Origin of the sequence: Pelagivirga sediminicola (genome assembly GCF_003072125.1) — a bacterium.
In the GTDB taxonomy this organism is placed as follows: domain Bacteria; phylum Pseudomonadota; class Alphaproteobacteria; order Rhodobacterales; family Rhodobacteraceae; genus Roseovarius; species Roseovarius sediminicola.
The window spans coordinates 524,014-545,514 of sequence record NZ_QCYH01000001.1 but is presented as its reverse complement, the minus strand read 5'-3'; the positions used below and the strand labels follow the sequence as shown (position 1 = coordinate 545,514).

At 66.3% G+C, this 21,501-nt stretch carries 21 protein-coding genes; 12 read left to right on the top strand and 9 right to left on the bottom strand.

Annotated features, from left to right (window positions below; all coding sequences use genetic code 11):
- Window positions 1-59 precede the first annotated feature (59 nt).
- The 3 genes from DC366_RS02540 to DC366_RS02530 are packed head-to-tail and all read right to left on the bottom strand — an operon-like array spanning window position 60 to window position 2,741.
- The gene (locus tag DC366_RS02540) at window positions 60-1,010 is read right to left on the bottom strand and encodes a tyrosine recombinase (RefSeq protein ID WP_108690582.1); all 951 of its coding nucleotides are present in this window, start codon (window positions 1,008-1,010) and stop codon (window positions 60-62) included.
- Complete coding sequence (locus DC366_RS19790; RefSeq protein WP_165802828.1) at window positions 1,007-2,548, bottom strand: hypothetical protein; 1,542 nt, start codon at window positions 2,546-2,548, stop codon at window positions 1,007-1,009. The genes DC366_RS02540 and DC366_RS19790 overlap by 4 nt, the downstream gene beginning before the upstream one ends.
- The gene (locus tag DC366_RS02530; RefSeq protein WP_108690581.1) at window positions 2,535-2,741 is read right to left on the bottom strand and encodes a hypothetical protein; all 207 of its coding nucleotides are present in this window, start codon (window positions 2,739-2,741) and stop codon (window positions 2,535-2,537) included. Before DC366_RS02530 ends, DC366_RS19790 begins: the two co-directional genes overlap by 14 nt.
- Window positions 2,742-2,765: 24 nt before the next feature.
- Between DC366_RS02530 and DC366_RS02525 the strand changes: the two genes are divergently transcribed.
- From DC366_RS02525 to DC366_RS02495, 7 genes are all read left to right on the top strand, one after another.
- On the top strand, window positions 2,766-3,353 hold the full coding sequence (locus DC366_RS02525) for a shikimate kinase (protein WP_108690832.1): 588 nt from the start codon (window positions 2,766-2,768) through the stop codon (window positions 3,351-3,353).
- Window positions 3,350-4,471 carry a 3-dehydroquinate synthase gene (gene aroB / locus DC366_RS02520; RefSeq protein ID WP_108690580.1) on the top strand — a complete coding sequence of 374 codons (1,122 nt, stop codon included), beginning with the start codon at window positions 3,350-3,352 and terminating at the stop codon, window positions 4,469-4,471. The genes DC366_RS02525 and aroB overlap by 4 nt, the downstream gene beginning before the upstream one ends.
- 111 nt (window positions 4,472-4,582) lie before the next feature.
- A complete protein-coding gene (locus tag DC366_RS02515) occupies window positions 4,583-5,395 on the top strand; it encodes a TIGR00282 family metallophosphoesterase (RefSeq protein WP_108690579.1) in 813 nt (270 codons plus the stop codon).
- The gene (locus tag DC366_RS02510; protein WP_243405008.1) at window positions 5,392-6,327 is read left to right on the top strand and encodes a DMT family transporter; all 936 of its coding nucleotides are present in this window, start codon (window positions 5,392-5,394) and stop codon (window positions 6,325-6,327) included. Before DC366_RS02515 ends, DC366_RS02510 begins: the two co-directional genes overlap by 4 nt.
- 173 nt (window positions 6,328-6,500) lie before the next feature.
- Entirely contained in the window at window positions 6,501-8,240 is a 1,740-nt protein-coding gene (locus tag DC366_RS02505; RefSeq protein WP_108690830.1) for an SLC13 family permease, read from the top strand.
- Window positions 8,241-8,329: 89 nt separating this feature from the next.
- Window positions 8,330-9,070, top strand: a complete 741-nt coding sequence (locus tag DC366_RS02500; protein WP_108690578.1) for a YebC/PmpR family DNA-binding transcriptional regulator — start codon at window positions 8,330-8,332, stop codon at window positions 9,068-9,070.
- A 189-nt stretch (window positions 9,071-9,259) separates the two neighbouring features.
- The gene (locus DC366_RS02495; protein WP_108690577.1) at window positions 9,260-9,844 is read left to right on the top strand and encodes an HNH endonuclease; all 585 of its coding nucleotides are present in this window, start codon (window positions 9,260-9,262) and stop codon (window positions 9,842-9,844) included.
- 35 nt (window positions 9,845-9,879) lie between these two features.
- On the opposite strand, the gene DC366_RS02490 is transcribed toward DC366_RS02495, so the two are convergent.
- The gene (locus tag DC366_RS02490) at window positions 9,880-10,245 is read right to left on the bottom strand and encodes a hypothetical protein (protein ID WP_108690829.1); all 366 of its coding nucleotides are present in this window, start codon (window positions 10,243-10,245) and stop codon (window positions 9,880-9,882) included.
- A gap of 193 nt (window positions 10,246-10,438) precedes the next feature.
- On the opposite strand from DC366_RS02490, the gene lepA reads away from it, so the two are divergent.
- Window positions 10,439-12,238 (top strand): translation elongation factor 4, encoded by a 1,800-nt coding sequence (gene lepA, locus DC366_RS02485; RefSeq protein WP_108690576.1) that lies wholly within the window; start codon window positions 10,439-10,441, stop codon window positions 12,236-12,238.
- A 131-nt stretch (window positions 12,239-12,369) separates the two neighbouring features.
- On the opposite strand, the gene DC366_RS19610 is transcribed toward lepA, so the two are convergent.
- Window positions 12,370-12,825: a hypothetical protein gene (locus DC366_RS19610; protein ID WP_133176158.1), complete on the bottom strand. Its 456-nt coding sequence runs from the start codon at window positions 12,823-12,825 to the stop codon at window positions 12,370-12,372.
- Between the two features lie 119 nt (window positions 12,826-12,944).
- On the bottom strand, window positions 12,945-13,064 hold the full coding sequence (locus tag DC366_RS02475; protein WP_108690574.1) for an entericidin A/B family lipoprotein: 120 nt from the start codon (window positions 13,062-13,064) through the stop codon (window positions 12,945-12,947).
- 190 nt (window positions 13,065-13,254) lie between these two features.
- Here DC366_RS02475 and DC366_RS02470 point away from each other — a divergent pair, with 190 nt between their 5' ends.
- On the top strand, window positions 13,255-13,437 hold the full coding sequence (locus DC366_RS02470) for a CTP synthetase (RefSeq protein WP_108690573.1): 183 nt from the start codon (window positions 13,255-13,257) through the stop codon (window positions 13,435-13,437).
- Between the two features lie 233 nt (window positions 13,438-13,670).
- Window positions 13,671-14,003: a hypothetical protein gene (locus tag DC366_RS02465; protein WP_243405007.1), complete on the top strand. Its 333-nt coding sequence runs from the start codon at window positions 13,671-13,673 to the stop codon at window positions 14,001-14,003.
- 220 nt (window positions 14,004-14,223) lie between these two features.
- Here DC366_RS02465 and DC366_RS02460 read toward each other — a convergent pair whose 3' ends face one another.
- The 3 genes from DC366_RS02460 to DC366_RS02450 all read right to left on the bottom strand — a co-directional run bounded on the left by DC366_RS02460 (window position 14,224) and on the right by DC366_RS02450 (window position 16,780).
- The gene (locus DC366_RS02460) at window positions 14,224-14,751 is read right to left on the bottom strand and encodes a bactofilin family protein (protein ID WP_108690572.1); all 528 of its coding nucleotides are present in this window, start codon (window positions 14,749-14,751) and stop codon (window positions 14,224-14,226) included.
- Window positions 14,741-16,060, bottom strand: a complete 1,320-nt coding sequence (locus DC366_RS02455; protein ID WP_207768647.1) for a M23 family metallopeptidase — start codon at window positions 16,058-16,060, stop codon at window positions 14,741-14,743. Before DC366_RS02455 ends, DC366_RS02460 begins: the two co-directional genes overlap by 11 nt.
- A gap of 258 nt (window positions 16,061-16,318) precedes the next feature.
- Window positions 16,319-16,780 carry a peroxiredoxin gene (locus DC366_RS02450; protein ID WP_108690571.1) on the bottom strand — a complete coding sequence of 154 codons (462 nt, stop codon included), beginning with the start codon at window positions 16,778-16,780 and terminating at the stop codon, window positions 16,319-16,321.
- Between the two features lie 138 nt (window positions 16,781-16,918).
- Here DC366_RS02450 and DC366_RS02445 point away from each other — a divergent pair, with 138 nt between their 5' ends.
- Both DC366_RS02445 and queA read left to right on the top strand, forming a co-directional pair.
- A complete protein-coding gene (locus DC366_RS02445) occupies window positions 16,919-20,341 on the top strand; it encodes an AsmA family protein (RefSeq protein WP_108690826.1) in 3,423 nt (1,140 codons plus the stop codon).
- A 57-nt stretch (window positions 20,342-20,398) separates the two neighbouring features.
- Complete coding sequence (queA, locus tag DC366_RS02440; protein ID WP_108690825.1) at window positions 20,399-21,472, top strand: tRNA preQ1(34) S-adenosylmethionine ribosyltransferase-isomerase QueA; 1,074 nt, start codon at window positions 20,399-20,401, stop codon at window positions 21,470-21,472.
- Window positions 21,473-21,501: the final 29 nt, after the last annotated feature.

Sequence of the window (21,501 nt, the reverse complement as noted above, 5' to 3'; positions counted from 1 at the left end):
AAGGGAGCCTTGGCGATTGCGCGTGCCAAAGGGCGGATGGACGGGAGAGGCGCGCGCAGCTAGGGCGTTTCGGATTTGCGCGGCGCCTGCTCCGAGAGGGGGTGATGCTCCAGCACCAGCGCCTGCAGGCGGGCGTCCAGAACATGGGTGTAAATCTCGGTCGTGGCGACATCGGCATGGCCCAGAAGCGCCTGAATGGCCATCAGATCCGCGCCATTGGCCAGAAGATGCGTGGCAAAGGCGTGGCGCAGCGTGTGCGGCGTGACCTTGGCCGGGCTGACGCCCGCGCAGGCGGCGATCTCCTTGATCAGCACGTAAAAGCGGTGGCGCGTCAGGTGGCCGGCCTTGCCCGATGAGGCGAAGAGATACGCAGGCGGCGCGGCGCCGCGCGCGCGGTCGGCTTCGGCCTGCGCGTCCAGCATCGCCAGCCAGGCCTGAAGCGCGGCGCGGGCCGGGGGGGACAGCGGCACCATCCGCTCCTTGCCGCCCTTGCCGCGAATCATCAGCATCTGGGGGTTGCCGCGGGCCGAGGCGACAGGCAGCGAGACCAGCTCGCTCACGCGCATCCCGGTGGCGTATAGCAACTCCATCAGGCAGGTGTTGCGACACCGGTCGCGGGCGCTGCGCCCGGTGGTGCGCGCGGCCTCCAGCAGGCGGTCGACCTCGTCCTCGGTCAGGGTCTTGGGCAGGCGGGCATCACGGCCGGGCCCCTTGATCTGGACCGCCGGATTGTCGGCGCGCAAGCGATCCTCGAACGCGAAGCGATAGAGCTGCTTGATCGCCGAGAGCCGCCGCGCGCGGGTGGATTTGGCCAGCCCCTGCGCCTCCAGCCCGACAAGGTAGCGCTCCACATCGGCGCGCTGGGCGCTGGCCGGGCCCAGCCCCGCATGCGCCAGCCAGCCGGTGAAATCGGCCAGATCGCGCGCATAGGCGTCCAGCGTGTTGCGCGCGGCCCCCTGCTCGGCGGCCTGCGCCTCAAGGAATGCGGCGATCCAGTGCGCATCGCTCATTGGGCCTGCTCCAGGATCAGCGCCTGAAGCGCGGCGCGGCGCGCGGTATCCTCCAGGCCGACGGCGCGCAGCGTGCCAAGGGCATCCGCCATCTGGCGCGGGTCGCCGTCCGCGCGGTCAAATTGCAGCGCGGCGGACAGGATCGCCTCGCCCAGCTTGCCTCGCCGGATCAGCTCTGCATGCTCTGGCGGGGCCTGCGGCGGGGCCGCGAACGCACCGGCAATCACTTGTTCCGCGGCGCCATCGGCGAGCGCGGCATCCGCGCGCCCCTGCGCCAGGGCGGCAAGCGCCCGCGCGGCAGGCCCCGGCGGCGGGGAGGCGGCCACAGCCTCGTATTCGGAGGTCAGCAGCGCGATGCGGAATGCCAGCACCTGCGCGTCGCCGGTCAGCTCGGCCTCGTCCAGCCGCGCCGCGAACATCTCGGCAAACGGCAGCTCCAGTCCGACCTCGCGCATCAGATCCCACGCGGCGGTCAACGCGGCGCCGATGGCACCGGGCGCGCCGTCCTCAAGCGCGGCGTCCAGATCCTGCACCGCCTGCGCGCGGTCCCACACCCCGCCCGACGCGGACGGGCTTTGCCGTGTGTAAAGCCCCATCAGGCGGTTCGCCCCCAGCGCGCCCAGCCGGGTCAGCCGCTCGGCCGCCTCGATCTCGGCCTTCCAGCCGACGGTGCCGCGCAGGTCCGCCATCGCGAAGGCCGCAGGCAAATCGCGCGTCGCCAGCGGCGTGCCGATCGCCTCGAACAGGCGGAAATCCAGTGCAGTGGGCTGCGTCATCGGCGCAGGCGGCGCTGCGCCATCCGACATCTCGGGATCGAGGAAATGATCCAGCAGCGCCGCCCGCTCGGCGCCCAGCGATCCCAGCGCAAGGCGTGTGTCATAGAGCAGCAGCGCGGTGCGCCAGTCGCCGGTCAGCGCGGTGCAATAGATCTGCGCCGCGTCGTCATTCAGAAGCGTCGGCGCATCGCGCAGGGCGGTGCAGGCCTCGACCTCGTTGCCGATCAGCAGCGAAAGATCGAACCATTCGCCGAAAAGCGCGGCCCGTTCCGGCCCGGCGCGCGTCATCAGCTCCAGCGCAGGCTCCACGGCGCCGAAGCGGCGCAGGATGGCGACGCGGGTCCGCAGATAAGCGCCCGAATCCCCCTGCGGCGGGTCGGCCTCGGCCAGAAGAAGCGTGTGATAAAGCGCCTGGATCGCCGGCGGCGGCTGCGTGCTGACCCGGCGCCAGAGCGCGGTCAGATCGGCCGCATCGCTGCTGCGCCACAAATCCGCCGGCAATCCCGTCACCGAGGGGGGCAGCAGCCCGACGGCGCCCGCCGTGGCCGCATCCAGCGGCGTCACCTCGACGCTGGGGATCGTAACCTGGCCCGCGACGGGGGGCTCGTCCGCGCGCGGGGCGGGCGCGGCCTGCTCCAGCCAGTCGATCGCCGACAGCGGATCGGGCACCGCGGGCCGGGCAGTTTGCTGCGCATCCAGCGCGGCGGGCAGGGCAAACAGTGTCGCCAGCGCTGCGGTGGCTAAGGCATCATTCCACGTCAAGAATGATTTCCTGACGAATCTCGCTGGAAGGCGGGGCGAAATCGGCGCCGAAAAACGGGCCCAGATACGCGTATCCGACCAGCCCGATGAACGCGAGAATGGCCAGATAAAACAACCATTTGATAAGTCTGAACACGATATGCCTGCCTGCCTTGCGGTCTGTTTTGCCCAACTTATAACTGGCCTTTTGCACAAGATCACGTCATTCAATGCGGCGATGCGATATTTGGGCGGGGGAGTGCCGAGCGTGGCCAATGCAGGCACCGGCAAACTGAAGAAGACGGTGGTTCTGGTGGGCATGATGGGCGCCGGCAAAACCGCGGTAGGCCGCGCCCTGGCAAGCCGTCTGTCCGTGCCCTTTCTCGATTCCGACGCCGAGATCGAATCCGCCGCCGCCATGACCATAGCCGAGATTTTCGCCCGCGACGGCGAGGCGTTCTTTCGCAGCCGCGAAAGCGAAATCATCGACCGTTTGCTGCGCGGCCCTTGCTGTATCCTGTCCACCGGGGGCGGCGCGTTCCTGTCCGCGCGCAACCGTGATCTGATCTCGGCCAAGGGGGTTTCGGTCTGGCTGAACGCGGATCTCAGGCTGCTGTGGAGCCGGGTAAAGAACAAGGATACCAGGCCCTTATTGCGCACTCCTGATCCATATCGCACGTTGCGGGATCTGTTCGAGGCGCGCACCCCGATCTATGCCAAGGCCGATCTGGCCGTCGTCTCGGATGCCAGCTATACGATCGACATGATGGCCAGCCAGGTGATCGCGGCCCTCGCCACGCGCCCCGATGTTCTGGAGGTTTCATGACACAAGCGTACCGGACGATCCATGTTCCGCTGGACGGGCGCGCCTATGACGTGCTTGTCGGTCCCGGCCTTCTGGCCCGGTCGGGCGCGCTGATCGCGCCGCTTTTGCGCCGCAAGCGCGTGGCCGTCGTGACTGACGAGACAGTCGGCGCGCTTCATCTGGACGCGCTGCGCGAAGGGCTGGCGGCCGAGGGCATCGACATGACCGCGCTGGCGCTTGCGCCGGGCGAGGGCACCAAATGCTGGTCCGCGCTGGAGCGCAGCACCGAATGGCTGCTGGAGCAGCAGATCGAGCGGGGCGATATCGTCATCGCGTTCGGCGGCGGCGTGATCGGCGATCTGGTCGGCTTTGCCGCGGCGATCCTGCGGCGCGGCGTGCGCTTCGTGCAGATCCCCACCAGCCTGCTGGCGCAGGTCGACAGCTCGGTCGGGGGCAAGACCGGCATCAACTCGCCCAAGGGCAAGAACCTGATCGGCGCCTTCCATCAGCCCAGCCTTGTTCTGGCCGATACCCACATGCTGCGAACGCTGAAAACCCGTGACTTTCTGGCCGGTTACGGCGAGGTCGTAAAGTATGGCCTTCTGGGCGACGCGGGCTTTTTCGAGTGGCTGGAAGCCCACGCGCCCGACATGGCCGCCGGGAGCGAGGAGGCGCGCGTTCACGCCGTCGCGCGCGCGGTCCAGATGAAGGCCGACATCGTCGCGCGCGATGAGACCGAACAGGGCGAGCGCGCGCTCTTGAACCTTGGCCACACCTTCGGCCACGCGCTGGAGGCCGCCACCGGCTATGGCGATCGGCTGCTGCATGGCGAGGGCGTGGCCATCGGCTGCGCGCTGGCGTTCGAGCTGTCGGCGCGTCTGGGCCTCTGCGCTCAAGAGACGCCAAGCCGCGTGCGCGCCCATCTGAGCGACATGAAGATGAAGGTGGATCTGTCTGACATCAAAGGTGATCTTCCGGATGCCGCAGGGCTGATGGCGCTCATGGCGCAGGACAAGAAGGTGCAGGACGGCAAGCTGCGCTTCATCCTGGCGCGCGGCATCGGTTCGGCCTTCATCACATCGGATGTCCCCCAAAGCGCCGTGATGGCGGTGCTTGAGGACGCGCTGGCGCAGCGCTGACGCGGCGCGCTTTCGTCGTTCCCGCAGGCGCCGGGCCATGCGCCCGCGCTGCACGCTCGCGCCGGTTTTGTCCCCTTGCGCCTGTCTTTGCCGCGTCCTAACACTTTGCGCATGAAACTACTTTTTCTTGGCGATGTCATGGGGCGCGGCGGTCGGCGCGCGGTTGCAGAGCGGCTGCCGGGTCTGCGCAGCGAATGGGGGCTCGATTTCGTCGTGGTGAACGGCGAGAACGCGACCGGCGGAATGGGGCTGAGCGGTGAGCACGCGCAGGGCCTGCTGGAGGCGGGCGCCGATTGCGTCACGCTGGGCGATCACGCGTTTGACCAAAAGGACATGCTGCGCGCCATCGAGGGCGAGCCGCGCATCCTGCGCCCGCTGAACTTTGCCAAGGGCGCGCCGGGGCGCGGGCATCGCGTATTCTCGGATGCGCGCGGGCGCAAGGTGCTGGTCGCGCAGGTGCTGGGCCAGGTGTTCATGAAGCGCGCCTTTGACGATCCCTTCTCGGCGCTGGATGCCACGCTGCGGGCCCATGTTCTGGGCGGTGCGGTGCAGGCGGCGATCGTGGATATCCACTGCGAGGCGACCAGCGAGAAAATGGGCGTCGGCCATTTCTGCGACGGGCGCGCATCGCTGGTGGTGGGCACGCATACCCATATTCCCACCGCCGACGCGCAAATCCTGCCCGGTGGCACCGCCTATCTGTCGGATGCGGGCATGTGCGGCGATTATGACAGCGTCATCGGCATGGAAAAGGAAGAGCCCTTGCGCCGCTTCGTCACCGGCATGGCCAAGGGCCGCTTTTCCCCCGCTATGGCCGATGTCACCCTGTCGGGCGTCTATGTAGAGACCGACGACCGCACCGGGCACGCGACCCGGATCGAGATGGTCCGGCAGGGCGGCCGCCTTGCGCAGGCCGGTCCGTGACCGATCGCCGCCTTGGGCTTTATGGTGTGCTCTTTGTCATGGGGGCAGGGTGGGGCCTGTCGGTGCCGCTGGCCAAGATCGCGGTCAGCACCGGGCACCAGCCGCTGGGCCTGATCTTCTGGCAGCTGGTCGTGATTGTCGCGCTCTTGGGCACGATCAACGCGCTGCGCGGCAAGACGTTGAAACTCGGGCGCGAATACTGGCGGCTTTACCTGATGATCGCGCTGTGCGGCGCGGTTCTGCCCGATATCTTCTTCTACCTTGCGGCGATGAGGCTGCCCGGCGGCATCATGTCGATCGTGCTGGCCAGCGTGCCGATCTTTTCGCTGCCCATCGCCCTTGCGCTCGGAAACGAGCGGTTTGCCTGGCGGCGCCTCATCGGGCTGTCCTTTGGCCTTCTGGGCATCGTGCTGCTGATCGGCCCCGATGCCAGCCTGCCGGACCGCGCGATGGCCGCCTTTGTGCCGATCGCCCTGCTGGCGCCCGCGCTCTACGCGACCGAGGGCAACCTGGTGGCGAAATGGGGCACCCAGGGGCTGGATCCGATCCAGACCATCCTTGGCGCGTCGCTCTTGGGCATGGTGATCACGGCGCCGCTTGCGGCGGCCTCGGGGCAGTGGGTCAATCCGCTGAGCAGCTTTGGCGCGCCCGAGCTGGCGCTGGCGGCCTCGGCGGCGCTGCACGGGATCGTCTATGCCGTTTACGTGTGGCTGGTCGGGCGGGCCGGGTCCGTCTTTGCGGCGCAGTCCAGCTATCTGGTGACGGGCTTTGGCGTGCTTTGGTCCATGCTGCTGCTGAGCGAGCGCTACGCGCTGCTGGTGTGGCTGGCGCTGGCGATCATGATGGTGGGAACCGCGATGGTTCAGCCGCGCGCGCGCAATCAACCTGTTGCGCCGCACCCGGCCATCGGCGATCATGCGGATGGCGCATAAGGCGTCTGTCGGCAATATCTCGGGTGCAGCATTCTTGTGAAACGCAGTAAGACACGCCAGCGTTGCGCGCGTCCGGTCCGCGCCGGGCGCCTCGGGATCGGGGCGAAACGCTTCTGGGGGCGGAACCGGCCGTGATCGCATATCTCGACTTGTCGCAGACGGCGCAGGCACTGATGACGCTGGGCGTTGTCGTGATCATGTTCGTCATGTTCGTGCGCGAGAATTATCCCACCGAAGTGGTGGCGCTGGCCGGCGCGGGGGCGATGCTGGCGCTGGGCCTCTTGCCCTATGATGCGGCGCTGGAGGTGCTGTCCAACCCGGCGCCCTGGACCATTGCGGTGATGTTCATCCTCATGGGCGCGCTGGTACGCACCGGCGCGCTGGAGGCGTTCACCTCGATCGCGGACCGGCGCGCGCGCACCAGTCCCAAGATGGCGGTGGCGATGATGATGCTGCTGGTCGTCTTCGGGTCGGCCTTCATGAACAACACGCCCGTCGTCGTGGTGATGATCCCGGTTTTCGTGCAACTGGCGCGCACGATGAAGATACCGGCCTCGCGCCTGCTGATCCCGCTGAGCTATGCGGCGATCCTGGGCGGCACGCTGACGCTGATCGGCACATCGACGAACCTTCTGGTGGACGGCGTCGCCCGCGCGCGGGGGATGGAGCCGTTCGGCATTTTCGAGATCACGCCGCTGGCAGCGGTGCTGGTTGCTTGGGGCATGATCTATCTGCGGTTTTTCGGGCCGTTCCTGCTGCCCGACCGCGATTCGATGGCTGACATGCTGTCTGACCGCAGCCGCATGAAGTTCTTTACCGAGGCGGTGATCCCGCCCGACAGCAACCTGATCGGGCGCGAGGTCACCGGCGTGCAGCTGTTCAAACGCGAGGGCGTGCGCCTGATCGACGTGGTGCGCGGCGACCGTTCGCTGCGGAACGATCTGACGGGCGTGACGCTGGAAGTGGGCGATCTAGTCGTTCTGCGCACCCAGATGACCGAACTTCTGAGCCTTCAGAACGACAAGAGCCTGCGCCGGGTGGATCAGCTTTCGGCGGTCGAGACGACGACCGTCGAGGTGCTGATCACACCGGGCTGCAAGATGGTGGGGCGCAGCCTCGGCTCGCTCCGGCTGCGGCGGCGCTATGGGGTCTATCCGCTGGCGGTGCACCGGCGGAACCAGAATATCGGCCGACAGCTGGACACGCTGATCGTCAAGATCGGCGACACGCTGCTGCTGGAGGGTGCGCCCGAGGACATCCGGCGCCTGTCCAGCGAAATGGACATGGTCGATGTCTCCGAGCCGTCGGCGCGCGCGTTCCGGCGCGGCCACGCACCGATTGCGCTGGGGGCGCTGGCGGGGATCGTGGTGCTGTCGGCGCTGGGCGTCGCGCCGATCCTGTTCCTGTCGATCCTCGCGGTCGCGGTGGTTCTGCTGACCCGCTGCATCGACGCGGACGAGGCGTTCAGCTTTATCGACGGGCGGCTTCTGGCGCTGATCTTTGCGATGCTGGCGATCGGCGCGGCGCTGGATCATTCGGGCGCGGTGCAACTGATCGCCAACACGCTGGCGCCCTGGATGATGCAGTTGCCGCCCTTCGCGGTCGTGCTGGCGGTCTACTTGCTGGCCACGACGCTGACGGAAGTGGTGTCGAACAACGCGGTTGCGGTGGTGATGAGCCCCATCGCCATTGGCCTCGCGGATGTCATGGGGGTGGATCCGCGCCCGCTGGTCGTGGCGGTGATGTTCGCGGCCTCGGCCAGTTTCGCCACGCCCATCGGCTATCAGACCAACACGCTGGTCTACGGGCCCGGCGGTTACCGGTTTACCGATTTTCTGCGCGTCGGCGTGCCGCTCAATCTCAGCATCGCGCTGCTGTCATCGGCACTGATCCCGCTGATCTGGCCGCTTTGAGGCAGGCGCGCCGGCCCTCTTGCCCCGGCCCCTGCGCCTGTTTTATAGAAAGCCCATAATCAACATCCGCGATCTCAGAAGGAACCTTCATGGCCGGCCATTCCAAATGGGCAAACATCCAGCACCGCAAGGGGCGCCAGGACGCTGTCCGCGCCAAGCTGTTTTCGAAGATCAGCAAGGAGATCACCGTCGCCGCCAAGATGGGCGATCCCGATCCCGAAAAGAACCCGCGCCTGCGCATGGCCGTCAAGGAAGCGAAGAGCCAGTCGGTGCCCAAGGACGTGATCGACCGCGCGATCAAGAAATCCCAGGTGGGCGAAGGCGACGATTACGAGGAGATCCGCTATGAGGGCTATGGCCCGAACGGCGTGGCCGTGATCGTCGAGGCGATGACCGACAACCGCAACCGCACCGCCAGCACCGTGCGCAGCACCTTCACCAAGAACGGCGGCAACCTGGGCGAGACCGGCAGCGTCGGCTTCATGTTCGAGCGCAAGGGCGAAATCGTCTATGGCACCGACGCGGGCGACGCCGACACCGTGATGATGGCCGCGATCGAGGCCGGCGCCGAGGATGTGGAATCGGGCGAAGAGGGCCACACCATATGGTGCGCCGACACGGACCTGAACGAGGTGTCCACCGCGCTTGAGGCCTCCTTGGGCGAGAGCGAGACAACGCGCCTGTCCTGGCGCCCGACCACCACGACCGAGATGGACCTCGAGGCGATGCAGAAGCTGATGAAGCTGATCGACGCGCTGGAGGATGACGACGACGTGCAGCGCGTCACCACGAATTTCGACGCCTCGGACGAGGTCATGGCGCAGCTTTAACGCGCGCCGTCCGTCCATCTTGTCACCTTTCCGGCGCCCCGCCTCGCGTGGCCCGGCGCGCCGATGCCGTGGTTTTTCCAGAAATCACGGTATGGTGCGGCCTGCGCAATCAAAAATGTTGCCAGCGCTTGAGCGCCATATATAGTCATTCCCAGACTGGCAGGCGCAAGCGGAGGTCACCGAAACAGGATGGACGCAGATTTCAGGACGGATTTCGTGCGCGCCCCCGGCGCCCTGAAACAGCATCCTGCGCTGGTCCTGAATGCGGATTATCGCCCGCTGAGTTATTATCCCCTGTCGCTCTGGACATGGCAGGACGCGATCAAGGCGGTTTGGCTGAACCGCGTCGATATCGTGGCCGAATACGATCACTTCGTGCATTCGCCCAGCATGCAGATCCGCATCCCGTCTGTCATCGTGCTCAAGGATTTCGTGCAGCCCCGCAAACGCGTGGCCTTCACCCGGTTCAACCTGTTCCTGCGCGATGAATTCCGCTGCCAGTATTGCGGCGCGCGCGGTGATCTGACCTTCGATCATGTGGTGCCGCGCGCGCGGGGCGGCAGGACCAGCTGGACCAATGTCGTTGCCGCCTGCAGCCGCTGCAACCTGCGCAAGGGCTCGACCAGCCTCGCGCGCTCCGGCCTGACGCTGCGCCGACCGCCGCGCGCCCCCGAGGCCGAGCAGCTGCGCAACCTGGGGCGCAAATTCCCGCCGGGCCACCTGCACGCCAGTTGGCTGGATTTCCTCTATTGGGACGCCGAGCTGGAGGCGTGACGGCGCGGCATAGCCTTGCGCCTGCCGCGTTGGCGTCAGGTGCAGATGCGCGCCGCCTGCGTGCCGTATTCGGAATAGGATTTCCAGAATCGCTTGTCACTTTCGCGGCTGGATTGGCGGATATCCTGCGCCGATTGCGGATCGCGATAGAACTTGACCGCGCGCGCCTGATCGCCGCGCGACAGGTGCTGATCGGCGACCGCCTGAATGCAGCCGCAAAGCCGGTCGGAACGCGCCTTGCGATCCGACGCGAGGCAGGCAGAGCGTAGCGGGCCGCTGGCGCTGGGCGCATAGAAGGGCGTCGCAGCCGACACCCCGCGCTGCGGCCGGTCCTTGAACCTGTTGGCGCCGCCGCATCCGGCGAGCGCCACGATCATGCCCAGAATCACGATATGCTTCATCTTTACTGCCTCATTCTTGTGCGGGTCGTTGCTCCGCAGGGCCGGGGTGGAACCGCCTTGACCCGCCTGTTGCTGGTCGCCTTTCTGCCTGATGCGCACAGATTTTTCAATTCACAAGATGCTCCCGCCCAATCGCGCCCGCGCAATGCGATCCAGCTTGACCAGACCCTTGATACACACCATATCGGACGCCATGACAGACCTCGCACATATACGCAATTTCTCGATCGTGGCGCATATCGACCACGGTAAATCCACGCTGGCCGATCGCCTGATCCAGCAGACGAACACCGTCGCCGAGCGGGACATGAAAGAGCAGATGCTCGACAGCATGGATATCGAGCGCGAGCGCGGCATCACGATCAAGGCGCAGACGGTGCGCATCAACTATACCGCGCTGAACGGCGAGGAATATGTCCTTAACCTGATCGACACGCCCGGCCATGTCGATTTCGCCTATGAGGTCAGCCGCTCCATGCGCGCGGTCGAGGGCTCGCTTCTGGTGGTGGACAGCACCCAAGGGGTCGAGGCGCAGACGCTGGCCAATGTCTATACCGCCATCGACGCCAACCACGAGATCATTCCGGTTCTGAACAAGATCGACCTGCCCGCCACCGATTGCGAGCGCGTGGCCGAGCAGATCGAGGACGTGATCGGCATCGACGCATCTAACGCGATCCGCGTCAGCGCCAAGACCGGGCAGGGCATCATCGAGACGCTTGAGGCGATCATCACCCATCTGCCGCCGCCCAAGGGCGACGCATCCGCGCCGCTCAAGGCGATGCTGGTGGACAGCTGGTATGACGCCTATCTGGGCGTCATCGTCCTGGTGCGGATCATGGATGGCGTTCTGAAAAAGGGCGACCGTGTGCGCATGATGCAGAATGGATCGGTCCATCAGGTCGAGCGGATCGGTGTTTTCCGCCCCGCGATGACGGTGGTGGATCAGCTGGGGCCGGGCGAGATCGGCTTTATCACTGCATCGATCAAGCAGGTGCGCGACACCAAGGTGGGCGATACGATCACCCACGACAAGGCGCCCTGTGCCGCGCCGCTGCCGGGGTTCAAGCCATCGGTGCCGGTGGTCTTCTGCGGCCTATTCCCCGTCGATTCGGCCGAGTTCGAGGATTTGCGCGACGCGATCGAGAAGCTGGCCCTGAACGACGCGAGCTTCAGCTCCGAGATGGAGACGTCGGCGGCGCTCGGCTTCGGTTTTCGCTGCGGGTTCCTGGGGCTTTTGCATCTTGAGGTGATCCGCGACCGGATCGAGCGCGAGTATGACATCGAGCTGATCACGACCGCGCCCTCGGTCATCTACAATGTATTTATGAAGGACGGCACCTTGCTGCCGCTGCACAACCCGGCGGACATGCCGGACCTGTCCACCGTTGACCATGTCGAAGAGCCGCGCATCAAGGCGACGATCCTGGTGCCGGACGAGTATCTGGGCGATGTGCTGAAGCTGTGCCAGGACCGGCGCGGCATCCAGCAGGATTTGACCTATGCGGGCAGCCGCGCGATGGTGGTCTATGATCTGCCGCTCAACGAGGTGGTGTTCGATTTCTACGACCGGCTGAAATCGGTGACCAAGGGGTATGCCAGCTTCGACTATCACATGACCGGCTATCGCACTGATAACCTTGTGAAAATGTCGATCCTGGTGAATGACGAGCCGGTGGATGCGCTGTCGATGATGGTGCACCGCGACCGTGCGGAAATGCGCGGGCGCGCGATGGTTGAAAAGCTGAAGGATCTGATCCCGCGGCACATGTTCAAGATCCCCATCCAGGCGGCCATCGGGGGCAAGGTGATCGCGCGCGAGACGCTCTCGGCGATGCGCAAGGACGTGACCGCCAAATGCTATGGCGGCGATGCGACGCGCAAAAAGAAGCTGCTGGAAAAGCAGAAGGCCGGCAAGAAGAAGATGCGCCAGTTCGGCAAGGTGGACATTCCGCAAGAGGCATTCATCTCCGCGTTGAAGATGGACGGTTAAGGCCAGGCGCCCAAAGCGTTTCGCCTTTAACCTGAGCCATCCGCGAGAGGCGAAACGCGCGCCACGCCTACATGTCGCGAGCGTTTCGCGAAAATTTGTGATCCAGTTTTTTCGCGAAACGCTTTAGCCGCTCAGGTCAGGATCATGTCCGATGGCGCCATATGGTGAATCGTGGAGTGCGGCCAATCCTCGGGCTCTCGCGTCCAGCCGTGCCGGACCGGCGCGAAATGGCAGGTGTCGACATGGCGCTGGAGGTCCGCCTTGCCGCGAATATGCCGCGCCCTGAGCTTGGTCTTGCAGCGCGGATCGAGCGCTTCCAAGACCTTCAGCTCAGCCGTAAAAGCGGCTTCCAAGCTGCGCTGGCGTTCCCTGAGCGCGGCGCCATCCGCCGATGTCCAGATCGCATCGATGCGGTCCGGCAATATGACAACGGCAAGACACTCCGCCGATTGTTCCCGGCAAACAGCGTCATGAGCCTGGCTGAGCAAGGCCGCACGCTCGGCCGCTGATGCGTTGCCGGAACAGGGAGCGTTCAAGGTGAACGCGAAGGTGCTCCCGGAGCAGTGTGTTTGAAAAAATCGCCGCATGCCTCAACATCGCGCAACCGTGTTAAACAAAGATTGATGCGGCACCGATATTTCATCCGGGCGCAAAAAAACGGCCCCACCGGAGGCCGCCTTTTCACTCCGCACATCAATGATGGCGCTTATTCGGCTTCGTTTTCGATCGCTTCGCCGGCATTCTGAACGTCGCGCCCGAATCCTTCGGTCGTCTCGCAGGCGGCGATGCCCAGGATTGCAACCATGGCCAGTGTAAGTCTCAACATTGTAACTCTCCCTTCGCTTTTGTTGCAATTGAACGCGCCGAATGGCAATGGGTTCCGGCCGAAGGGCGCGAAAACCGAAGAAAAGCCGCTTTGGGATGCCGTGGGGGCAAGATGCTCTGACATGGATCAAGGCAGCAAGGCAGGTTGCGCGTCAATCTGCGCAAAACATATCCAGCGACGGAGCGCGACCATGTGGCGATTGGCCGGAATATTGCATCTTTTCATAGGCTCGACCTTGGCAGGCAGCGCGATCATCGCCGCGCTGGTCATGGGCTATGACGACACGAACGGCATTCTGATTGCCGCCGCTTTGGGATTTGTCATCAGCTTCCCGGTGACGTGGCTGGTGGCCCGGCAGTTGTGGCAGGAGTGAAACAGCGGCCTTCTTGCGGTGGGCGACTGAGTTGACAGGGGCAGGGGCCTGCGTACCATGTTTAAAGCGTTTCACGAAAAATCTGGATCACAGTTTTTCGCGAAATGCCCGCGACATGTAGGTGTGGTGCGCGTTTCGCCTCCAGCTGATGGCTCAGGTTAAAGGCGAAACGCTTTGGTGGTGAGTTGACGCCGCACATCCATATGCGGAGTTTTTAGATAACGAGGGACATTATGAAGAACTTGGTAAACGCCGCGCGTGGAATTTTGACAGGCGCGGCGCTGGGGCTGTTTGCTGCGCCGGCAATTGCGCAGCAGCAGGTCATCGTCATCATCGCGACGGTAGATCACGCCCCGGCGCGCGCGGCGTCTGTGGGGCAGGAAAAACTGTTCCGCTATGGCACCCGCGAGAATAACTGCCCCGCCGGATTGCAGCCTGTGACAGGCGACGGAACGGTCAGCTGCGGCGTGCCGAACCAGTACCGCACATACCAGCGTGTGATGAAGCATCCCGCACAGCGCGCCCGAAGCCACCAGCCGCGCCGCTACAGCGCGCGTCCCGATTGACGCGAAGGCGTCAATGGCTGCTCCTGACGCGCGCCGCAGGCGTTGCAAGCGGCATAGAGCGGCTGAAATCATGCAATGAGTTGCAGGCGGGCGGTCCCAAGGGGCCGCCCGTTGCGTTGGTGGCCATGGGGGCAACACGCGAAACGAAAACCGCCCCAGACCTTTCGGCGGGGCGGCGGGATGTGTCCACAGCAGGGCGATGCCTTGCTTCAGGCTGCGCTCAGCCCGACTTGGGCTCGGAGCGGGCTTCGGCATGGCCTGCCGCGTCGGGCGCCTTGCCCTTGGGGTTCAGCGGGTCGTCCTGGCGCTGCACGGAACCTTCGAAATGGGCGCCGGATTCGATCGCGATGGTCTTGTGAATGATGTCGCCCTCGACGCGTGCGGTCGATGTCAGGCGCACCTTCAGGCCGCGAACGCGCCCCACGATGCGGCCGTTGATCACGACATCATCGGCAATGACCTCGCCCTTGATCGTGGCGGTTTCACCGATGGTCAGCAGATGCGCGCGGATGTCGCCCTCGACCGTGCCCTCGACCTGGATGTCGCCGGTGGTCTTCATGTTGCCGGTCACGTGCAGATCCGAGGACAGCACCGATGCCGGGGGCTTCGCCTTGGGCGCGGACGGCTTGAAGTCGCCTCCCGACGAGGCCGCAGGCTTGGGCGCGTCCAGAGGCTTGTCATGGCCGACCGGCTTGGGCGCGTCGCCCTTCTGCGGGCCAGGTTCGTTGATTTTGCTCTTAGAAAACATTTCTACCAGCCTTGATGAATGTCATTGCGTTGATGGCCTTGCCGTCCACCCTGATTTCATAGTGTAGATGGGTGCCGGTGGATCGTCCAGAGTTTCCCATATCACCGATATGATCCCCACGCGAGACCCTTTGCCCCTTCTTCACGCGGATTTTGGATTGATGCGCATAGCGCGTCTCGATCCCGAAGGCGTGTTCGATCTTGACCAGGCGGCCATAGCCGGACTGCCAGCCCGCATGCGTGACGACGCCGTCGGCGGGGGCATAGATGGGCGAGCCGTGATCGCCGGCCATGTCCGTGCCGCTGTGCATGCGGCCCCAACGAGGGCCATAGCCCGAGGTGTAGCGGAACGCGTTCTTGAGCGGCAGCGCAAAGGGCGCCTTTTCGGCGGCGATGCGATAAAGATTCAGCCGGTCCAGTTGGTTGAGAAGGCGATTGGCCCGCGCCGCATCGGGCGAGGGGGCCTCGCCGCGGGTGGACAGGCTCAGCGGCATGAGCGGGCCGCCCTGGCCCGAATAGCCCTTGCGCACGGTGTTCAGGATCTTGTCCGTGCTCATCCCGGCGGCGGCGAACATCTTGTCCAGCGGCTCGACCGATATCGTCATCGCGTCTTCGAGCTGGCGGAAGATCTGGTCGTTCTGGTCCTGCATCAGGCGGATCTGCTGCTGCATCTCGTCGGCCTGAAGCAGCGCATCCTGGGCGTCGGCGATGATCTGGTCGCGCTCGGCGGCCGTGTCGGCCAGCGCCTGGGTCAGGAAATCGACGGCATTGCCGCCGTTGCCATCATCGGAGGCCAGCGCGTCGCCCGTGCCCGATGTCTCCAGCTCGGCGGTGAGCGTTTCGGCCTTGCCGCGCGCCTCTTCGCGCTCGCGCATTGTACGGCGCAGGGTGGACTGGATCACACCGATGCCCGTCTCCATCTCGCGGCGGCGCGTCTCTGACGCCAGAAGTTCGGACTGCATGACCGAAATCTGTTCGAGCGCGGAGTTGAACCGCTCCTGCGCCTCGCGCGCCTCGACGGCGCGCTTGTCGCGCTCGCTGCTCAGATCGTTCAGGCGGCTTTCATAGCTGCGCTGATCGCGCTTGGCCTGCTCGCGGAAATTGCCGGACCCGATGCTGTCCATCAGCAGGATCGCCGTGGCGATGATGGACCAGGCGACGATCAGGGACGCGCCGCCAAAGGCGATCAGCTGTGTCGCAGGGCGCAGCCGGATGAAGCGGGTATCCGATTCCGAGCGCAGGAAAACCCGGCGTTCCGGGAAATGGCGCTCAAGAAATGAGCGAATTCTTATGGCGATGCGTGTCCGCAAGTATCCCGTCCTCGATTGTCCCGATTGTACCGTCCCGAAATGGCGCGCATCCTTTTGGTCCCGTCGCGCCTTGGCGTTTTGCTTAGCCAGACTGCGTCCGGGGGGCAACAGTTTTGGCCCCGGCGCGCCCGCGAATCGCGGTCTGGCGCCGATAAACGGCAGATTATTGCCGATCTGCATCGGCTTGAGCGGCCATTCGCGCGCTCGCGCTGCGCCCGTTTGTCGCAAAACGGGGCGCGCGCCCGCGCCGGCGCCGCGTCAGAGCGCGCGGGCGGCGTCCAGAACGTCCTGCGCGTGGCCGGGCACCTTCACCTTGCGCCAGACCTGCGCGATGCGCCCATCGGCGCCGATCAGGAACGTGCTGCGCTCGATCCCCATGAAGGTCTTGCCGTACATCTTCTTTTCCGCCCAGACGCCGTAATCCTCGCAGACCGTGCCATCCGCGTCCGAGAGAAGGGGAACGGTCAGATCGTGTTTCGTGCGAAACTTGTCATGCTTGGCGATTGTGTCCTTCGAAATGCCCATGATCTTGACGCCCGCCTTGGCGAACTCGGGCTGAAGGGCGGTGAAATCCAGCGCTTCGCGGGTGCATCCGGAGGTGTCGTCGCGCGGATAGAAAAACAGCACGACCGGCGCGCCGCGCAGATCGCTAAGCCGAATTTCGCCGCCTCCCGCGGCGGGAAGTGTGAAATCGGGTGCATTATCGGAAATTTCAGGCATGTGGTGTCCTTGGTGCGATGGCGCCCGTCGCAGTGGCGATGGCGCCTGTTCATGATATATTAGCCTTGCGGGCGCCCGATGGAAGAGAGGCGCCCGCAGCGCAGGACAAAGGGGCGCGCAGACGCACCCGGGGAGCAGATGAGCGAGACAGGATCCCAGCCGCCCGGTGCGGACAGCCCCGCGCGTGACGCGCAGGCCCGCCGCGCCCGCAAACGGCGCAGGCGCCGCAAGGCGGGGCTCTGGTCGCTGCTGAGCATCGCCGCGCTGGCGGTCGCGCTGTCGGTCTTCGTGCTTGCCCATCTGGGCACGCCGGTGGTGGTGCCCGACTGGCTGCGCGCGCGCATCACCGAGCGGATCAATGCGCAGGTTGGCGGCCTTGAGGTGGAGCTGGGCCAGATGGTCGTCGTGGTCGACACGGGCTGGACGCCGCGCTTGGCGCTGCGCGATGTCACGCTGCGCGGCTGGGACGGGCGCGTCATCGCCACGCTGGCCGAACTTGGCGGCACGCTGGCGCCGCGCCCGCTGCTGCAAGGGCAGGTCCGGCCGGGCAGCATCCGGCTGGCCGGTTTGCAGCTGCATCTGCGGCGCGACGATTCGGGCGCTGTCGGGGTCGAGCTGGGCAATGATCTGGGCGTGCAGGCAGGCGCCCGGCGCGCGCCGCGCGATGTGCCGTCGCTGATCAGCATGGTTGACGAGGCGCTGGGGCGTCCCGGCCTTGCCTCGCTCACCGGGGTGCATGCCGACAATCTGACCCTGCGCTACGAGGATGCGCGCAGCGGCCGCGCCTGGACGGTCAACGGCGGCAAGCTGGCCGCGACGCGAGAGGACGGGTTTCTGCGCGCGCGCGGCGATTTCACCGTGCTGGGCGCGCAGGATTATCCCAGCACGCTGGAGTTCAATTTCTCCAGCCGCATCGGCAGCACGGCGGCGCAGCTGGGCGTGAATTTCTCGGACCTGCCCGCGGGCGAGCTGGCGCTCCAGTCGCCGGCGCTGGCGGTTCTGGGGGCGCTGGATGCGCCGATCTCGGGCGCGCTGCGCGTGCGGCTGGACGGCGCCGGACGGCTTGGCCCGCTCAACGCGACGCTGCAGATCGGCAAGGGCGCGCTGCAGCCCACACCGGCGACCAAGCCCATCGCGTTCGACTCGGCACGCACCTATTTCACCTATGATCCGGCCGCCCAGAAGATCGAGATCGCGGCGCTTTCGATCGACAGCAAATGGGTCACGGCCAGCGCCGAAGGCACCGCGCATCTGATCGGCGGCACCAGCGGCTGGCCCGACGAGCTGATCGCGCAGCTGCGCGTCACCGACATCACCGCCGATCCGGCAGATCTTTATGCCGAGCCGGTCCATGTGGACAGTGCCGCGCTGGACATGCGCCTTGTGCTGGAGCCCTTTCATCTGAGCCTTGGGCAGCTGAGCCTGTCGGATCAGGGCCGGCATCTGGTGCTGCAGGGCGATCTGCGCGCCGGACGTGCGGGCTGGGATCTTGCGCTGGACGGGCGGCTGGACGGCATCACGCGCACCCGCCTGATGCAGCTATGGCCCGAAGCGGCGGTTTCCAAGACCCGAAAATGGGTGGCCGAGAATGTCGGCCAGGGCGATCTGCGCAATATCGACCTGGCCTTCAGGCTGCGCCCCAAGGCGCGGCCGGATGTCGCGCTGGCCTTCGACTTTGCGCAGCTCGACACCCGCTTCATGAAGCAGATGCCACGGATCGAGGAGATGTCGGGCAAGGCCATGCTGGTCGGCGGGCGCTTTGCCATCGAGGCCGAAACCGGCCGGATCGAGGCGCCGCAGGGCGGGGCGATCGACATTGCGGGCACCGCGTTCGTCGTGCCCGACACGACCATTCCGGGCGGCCCCGCCGAGGCCGCCGTGCGCACCCAGAGCAGCGTCACCGCCGCGCTGGCGCTGATCGACGAAGAACCCTTCCGCTTCCTGTCCAAGCAGGGCCGCCCGGTGGATCTGGCCGATGGGCAGGCGCGCGTTGCGGCCGATCTGCGCTTTCCGCTGGTCAAGAACCTCAAGACCGAGGATGTGCAGGTCGAAGTGACCGGCCGCCTTGCGGATCTGAGCAGCGATGTGCTGGTGCCGGGGCGCGTGCTGACGGCGCAGGCGCTGGATTTGCGGCTGGCCGATAATCAGCTGCGCATCGGCGGCGATGGCCAGTTGGACGGCGTGCCCTTCAACGGCCACTGGACCGCCACGCTGGGCCCGGACGCGGCGGGCAGCCGCGTGGAGGGCACATTGACGCTGAGCCAGCAGTTCTCGGACGCGTTCGGTATCGGTCTGCCGCCCGGCAGCCTGACCGGCAGCGCGCCCGCGCAGGTGGTGGTCGACCTGGCCAAGGAAGGCGCCGGCGCCTTTTCGCTGTCCTCGGATCTGGCGGGGCTGGGCCTGTCGCTGCCGCAATTGAACTGGAGTCTGCCGCGCAGCGCCCGCGGCGCGCTGGAGGTGCGCGGCCGTCTGGGCGAGCCGCCGCAGATCGATCGGTTGTCGCTCGACGCGCCGGGGCTGGGTGCGCTGGGCAGCGTCACGCTGAAGCCCGGCGGTCTGCTGGACCGCGCGCTGTTCAGCCAGGTCCGGGTCGGCGGGTGGCTGAACGCGCCCGTGACGCTGGTCGGGCGGGGCAGGGGCGCGGCGCCCGCCGTGGTCCTCAATGGCGGCAGCATCGATCTGCGCAAGGCGGATCTGGGCGGCGGTGGCGGCGGGGCCGGCGGTCCGATAACGCTGGCGCTGGACCGGCTGGTGGTCTCGGACGGGCTCTCTCTGACGGGGTTTCGCGCCAAGCTGGACACGGCGCGCGGCGTCGATGGCAGCTTTACGGGTCTCGTCAATGGCGGCGCCGCGATCCGCGGCCAGATCGTGCCGCAATCCGGGCGCAGCGCCTACCGCATCACCACCACGGATGCGGGCGGCGTGCTGGGCTCGGCAGGGGTGCTGAAACAGGCGCGGGGCGGCGAGATGGAGCTGATCCTGTCGCCCGCGGGCGCGGCCGGCACCTATGAAGGGCAGCTGACCGGGGGCGATATCTGGCTGACCGATGCGCCCGCCCTCGCCGCGCTGCTGAGCGCGCTCAGCGTGGTCGGCCTGCTGGAGCAGATGTCGGGCAGTGGTATCCATTTCAGCGATGTCAACGCGCGGTTCCGGCTGGCGCCGGAGCGCCTGACGCTTTATTCAAGCAGCGCGGTGGGCGCGTCCATGGGGATCTCGATGGACGGCTATTACCACCTCGGCACCAAGCAGATGGACATGCAGGGCGTCGTGTCGCCGCTTTACGTGGTGAACGCGATCGGCGCCATGTTCACCCGCGCGGGCGAGGGGCTGGTCGGCGTGAATTACACACTGAGGGGACCGGCCGCATCGCCCTCGGTCGGGGTCAACCCGCTGTCGCTGCTGACGCCCGGCATGTTCCGCGAGATTTTCCGCCGCCCGCCCCCGGCGCCCCCCGCGGCGCAGCGCCCCGCCGAAGGCACCGCCGCGCCCGCGCCGCAAGCGGGCACAGCGCCGCCGCAGGTGCGCAAGCCGGTGGATCGCGGGCGCAGCAACCGACCTTGACGCGCGCCGCGATGCCCGGCAAGACCCGCGCCGATGCCGCAGCCAGACGGGGCCACCATGAAGCTGAGCGATTTCGACTATGACCTGCCAGAGACGCTGATCGCCACGCGGCCCGCCCGCCCGCGCAGCGCCGCCCGGCTGCTGGTGGCGGAGGGCAGCCGCATCACCGATGCCCATGTCGGCGATCTGCCGGATTGGCTGCGCCCCGGCGACCGCCTCGTGCTGAACGACACGCGCGTCATTCCCGCGCGCCTGTCGGGAACGCGCCGTCGCAGCGGTGCGCAGGGCGAAACGGAGGCGCGCATCGAGGTCACGCTGCTGGAGCCGCGTGCGGATGGCGCATGGGCCGCGATGGTCAAGCCGCTGAAAAAGCTCGCGATGGGCGAGACGGTGGTTTTCTCCGCGGCGCTTTCGGCCACACTGGAGGGCAAGGCGGACGGGCAGGCGCATCTGCGGTTCAACCTTGCGGGCGATGATTTCGACGCGGCGCTGGAGCAGGCGGGCGCCATGCCGCTGCCGCCCTATATCGCCGCGCGGCGCCCGGCAGATGCGGCCGACAGGGACGATTATCAAACCGTCTGGGCGCGCCATTCCGGCGCTGTCGCGGCGCCGACCGCATCGCTGCATTTCGATGACGCCCTGCTGGCCGCGCTGACGGCAAAGGGCGTGGCGCTCACCCATGTGACGCTGCATGTCGGCGCGGGCACGTTCCTGCCCGTCAAGGTGGATGACGTCACAACCCACAAGATGCACGCCGAGTGGGGCGAGGTGACGCCCCAGGCCGCCGCCGAGATTGCAGCCACCCGCGCCGCAGGCGGGCGCGTCATCCCCGTCGGCACCACCGCGCTGCGCCTGATCGAGAGCGCGGCGCGCGCAAGCGGCGCGATCGCGCCATGGCAGGGCGAGACGGACATCTTCATCTATCCCGGCTTCGATTTCCGCGTGACCGATGCGCTGATGACCAACTTCCATCTGCCGAAATCGACGCTGATGATGCTGGTCTCCGCGCTCATGGGGCATGAGACTGTCCGGCAGATTTACGCCCATGCGGTGACACATGAATACAGGTTTTTTTCGTACGGTGACGCATCCCTGTTGATCCCGCGCCCAAAGACTGCCAAGGCCGACTGAAACGGCCGCAAGGCGACACCGCCGGGGCG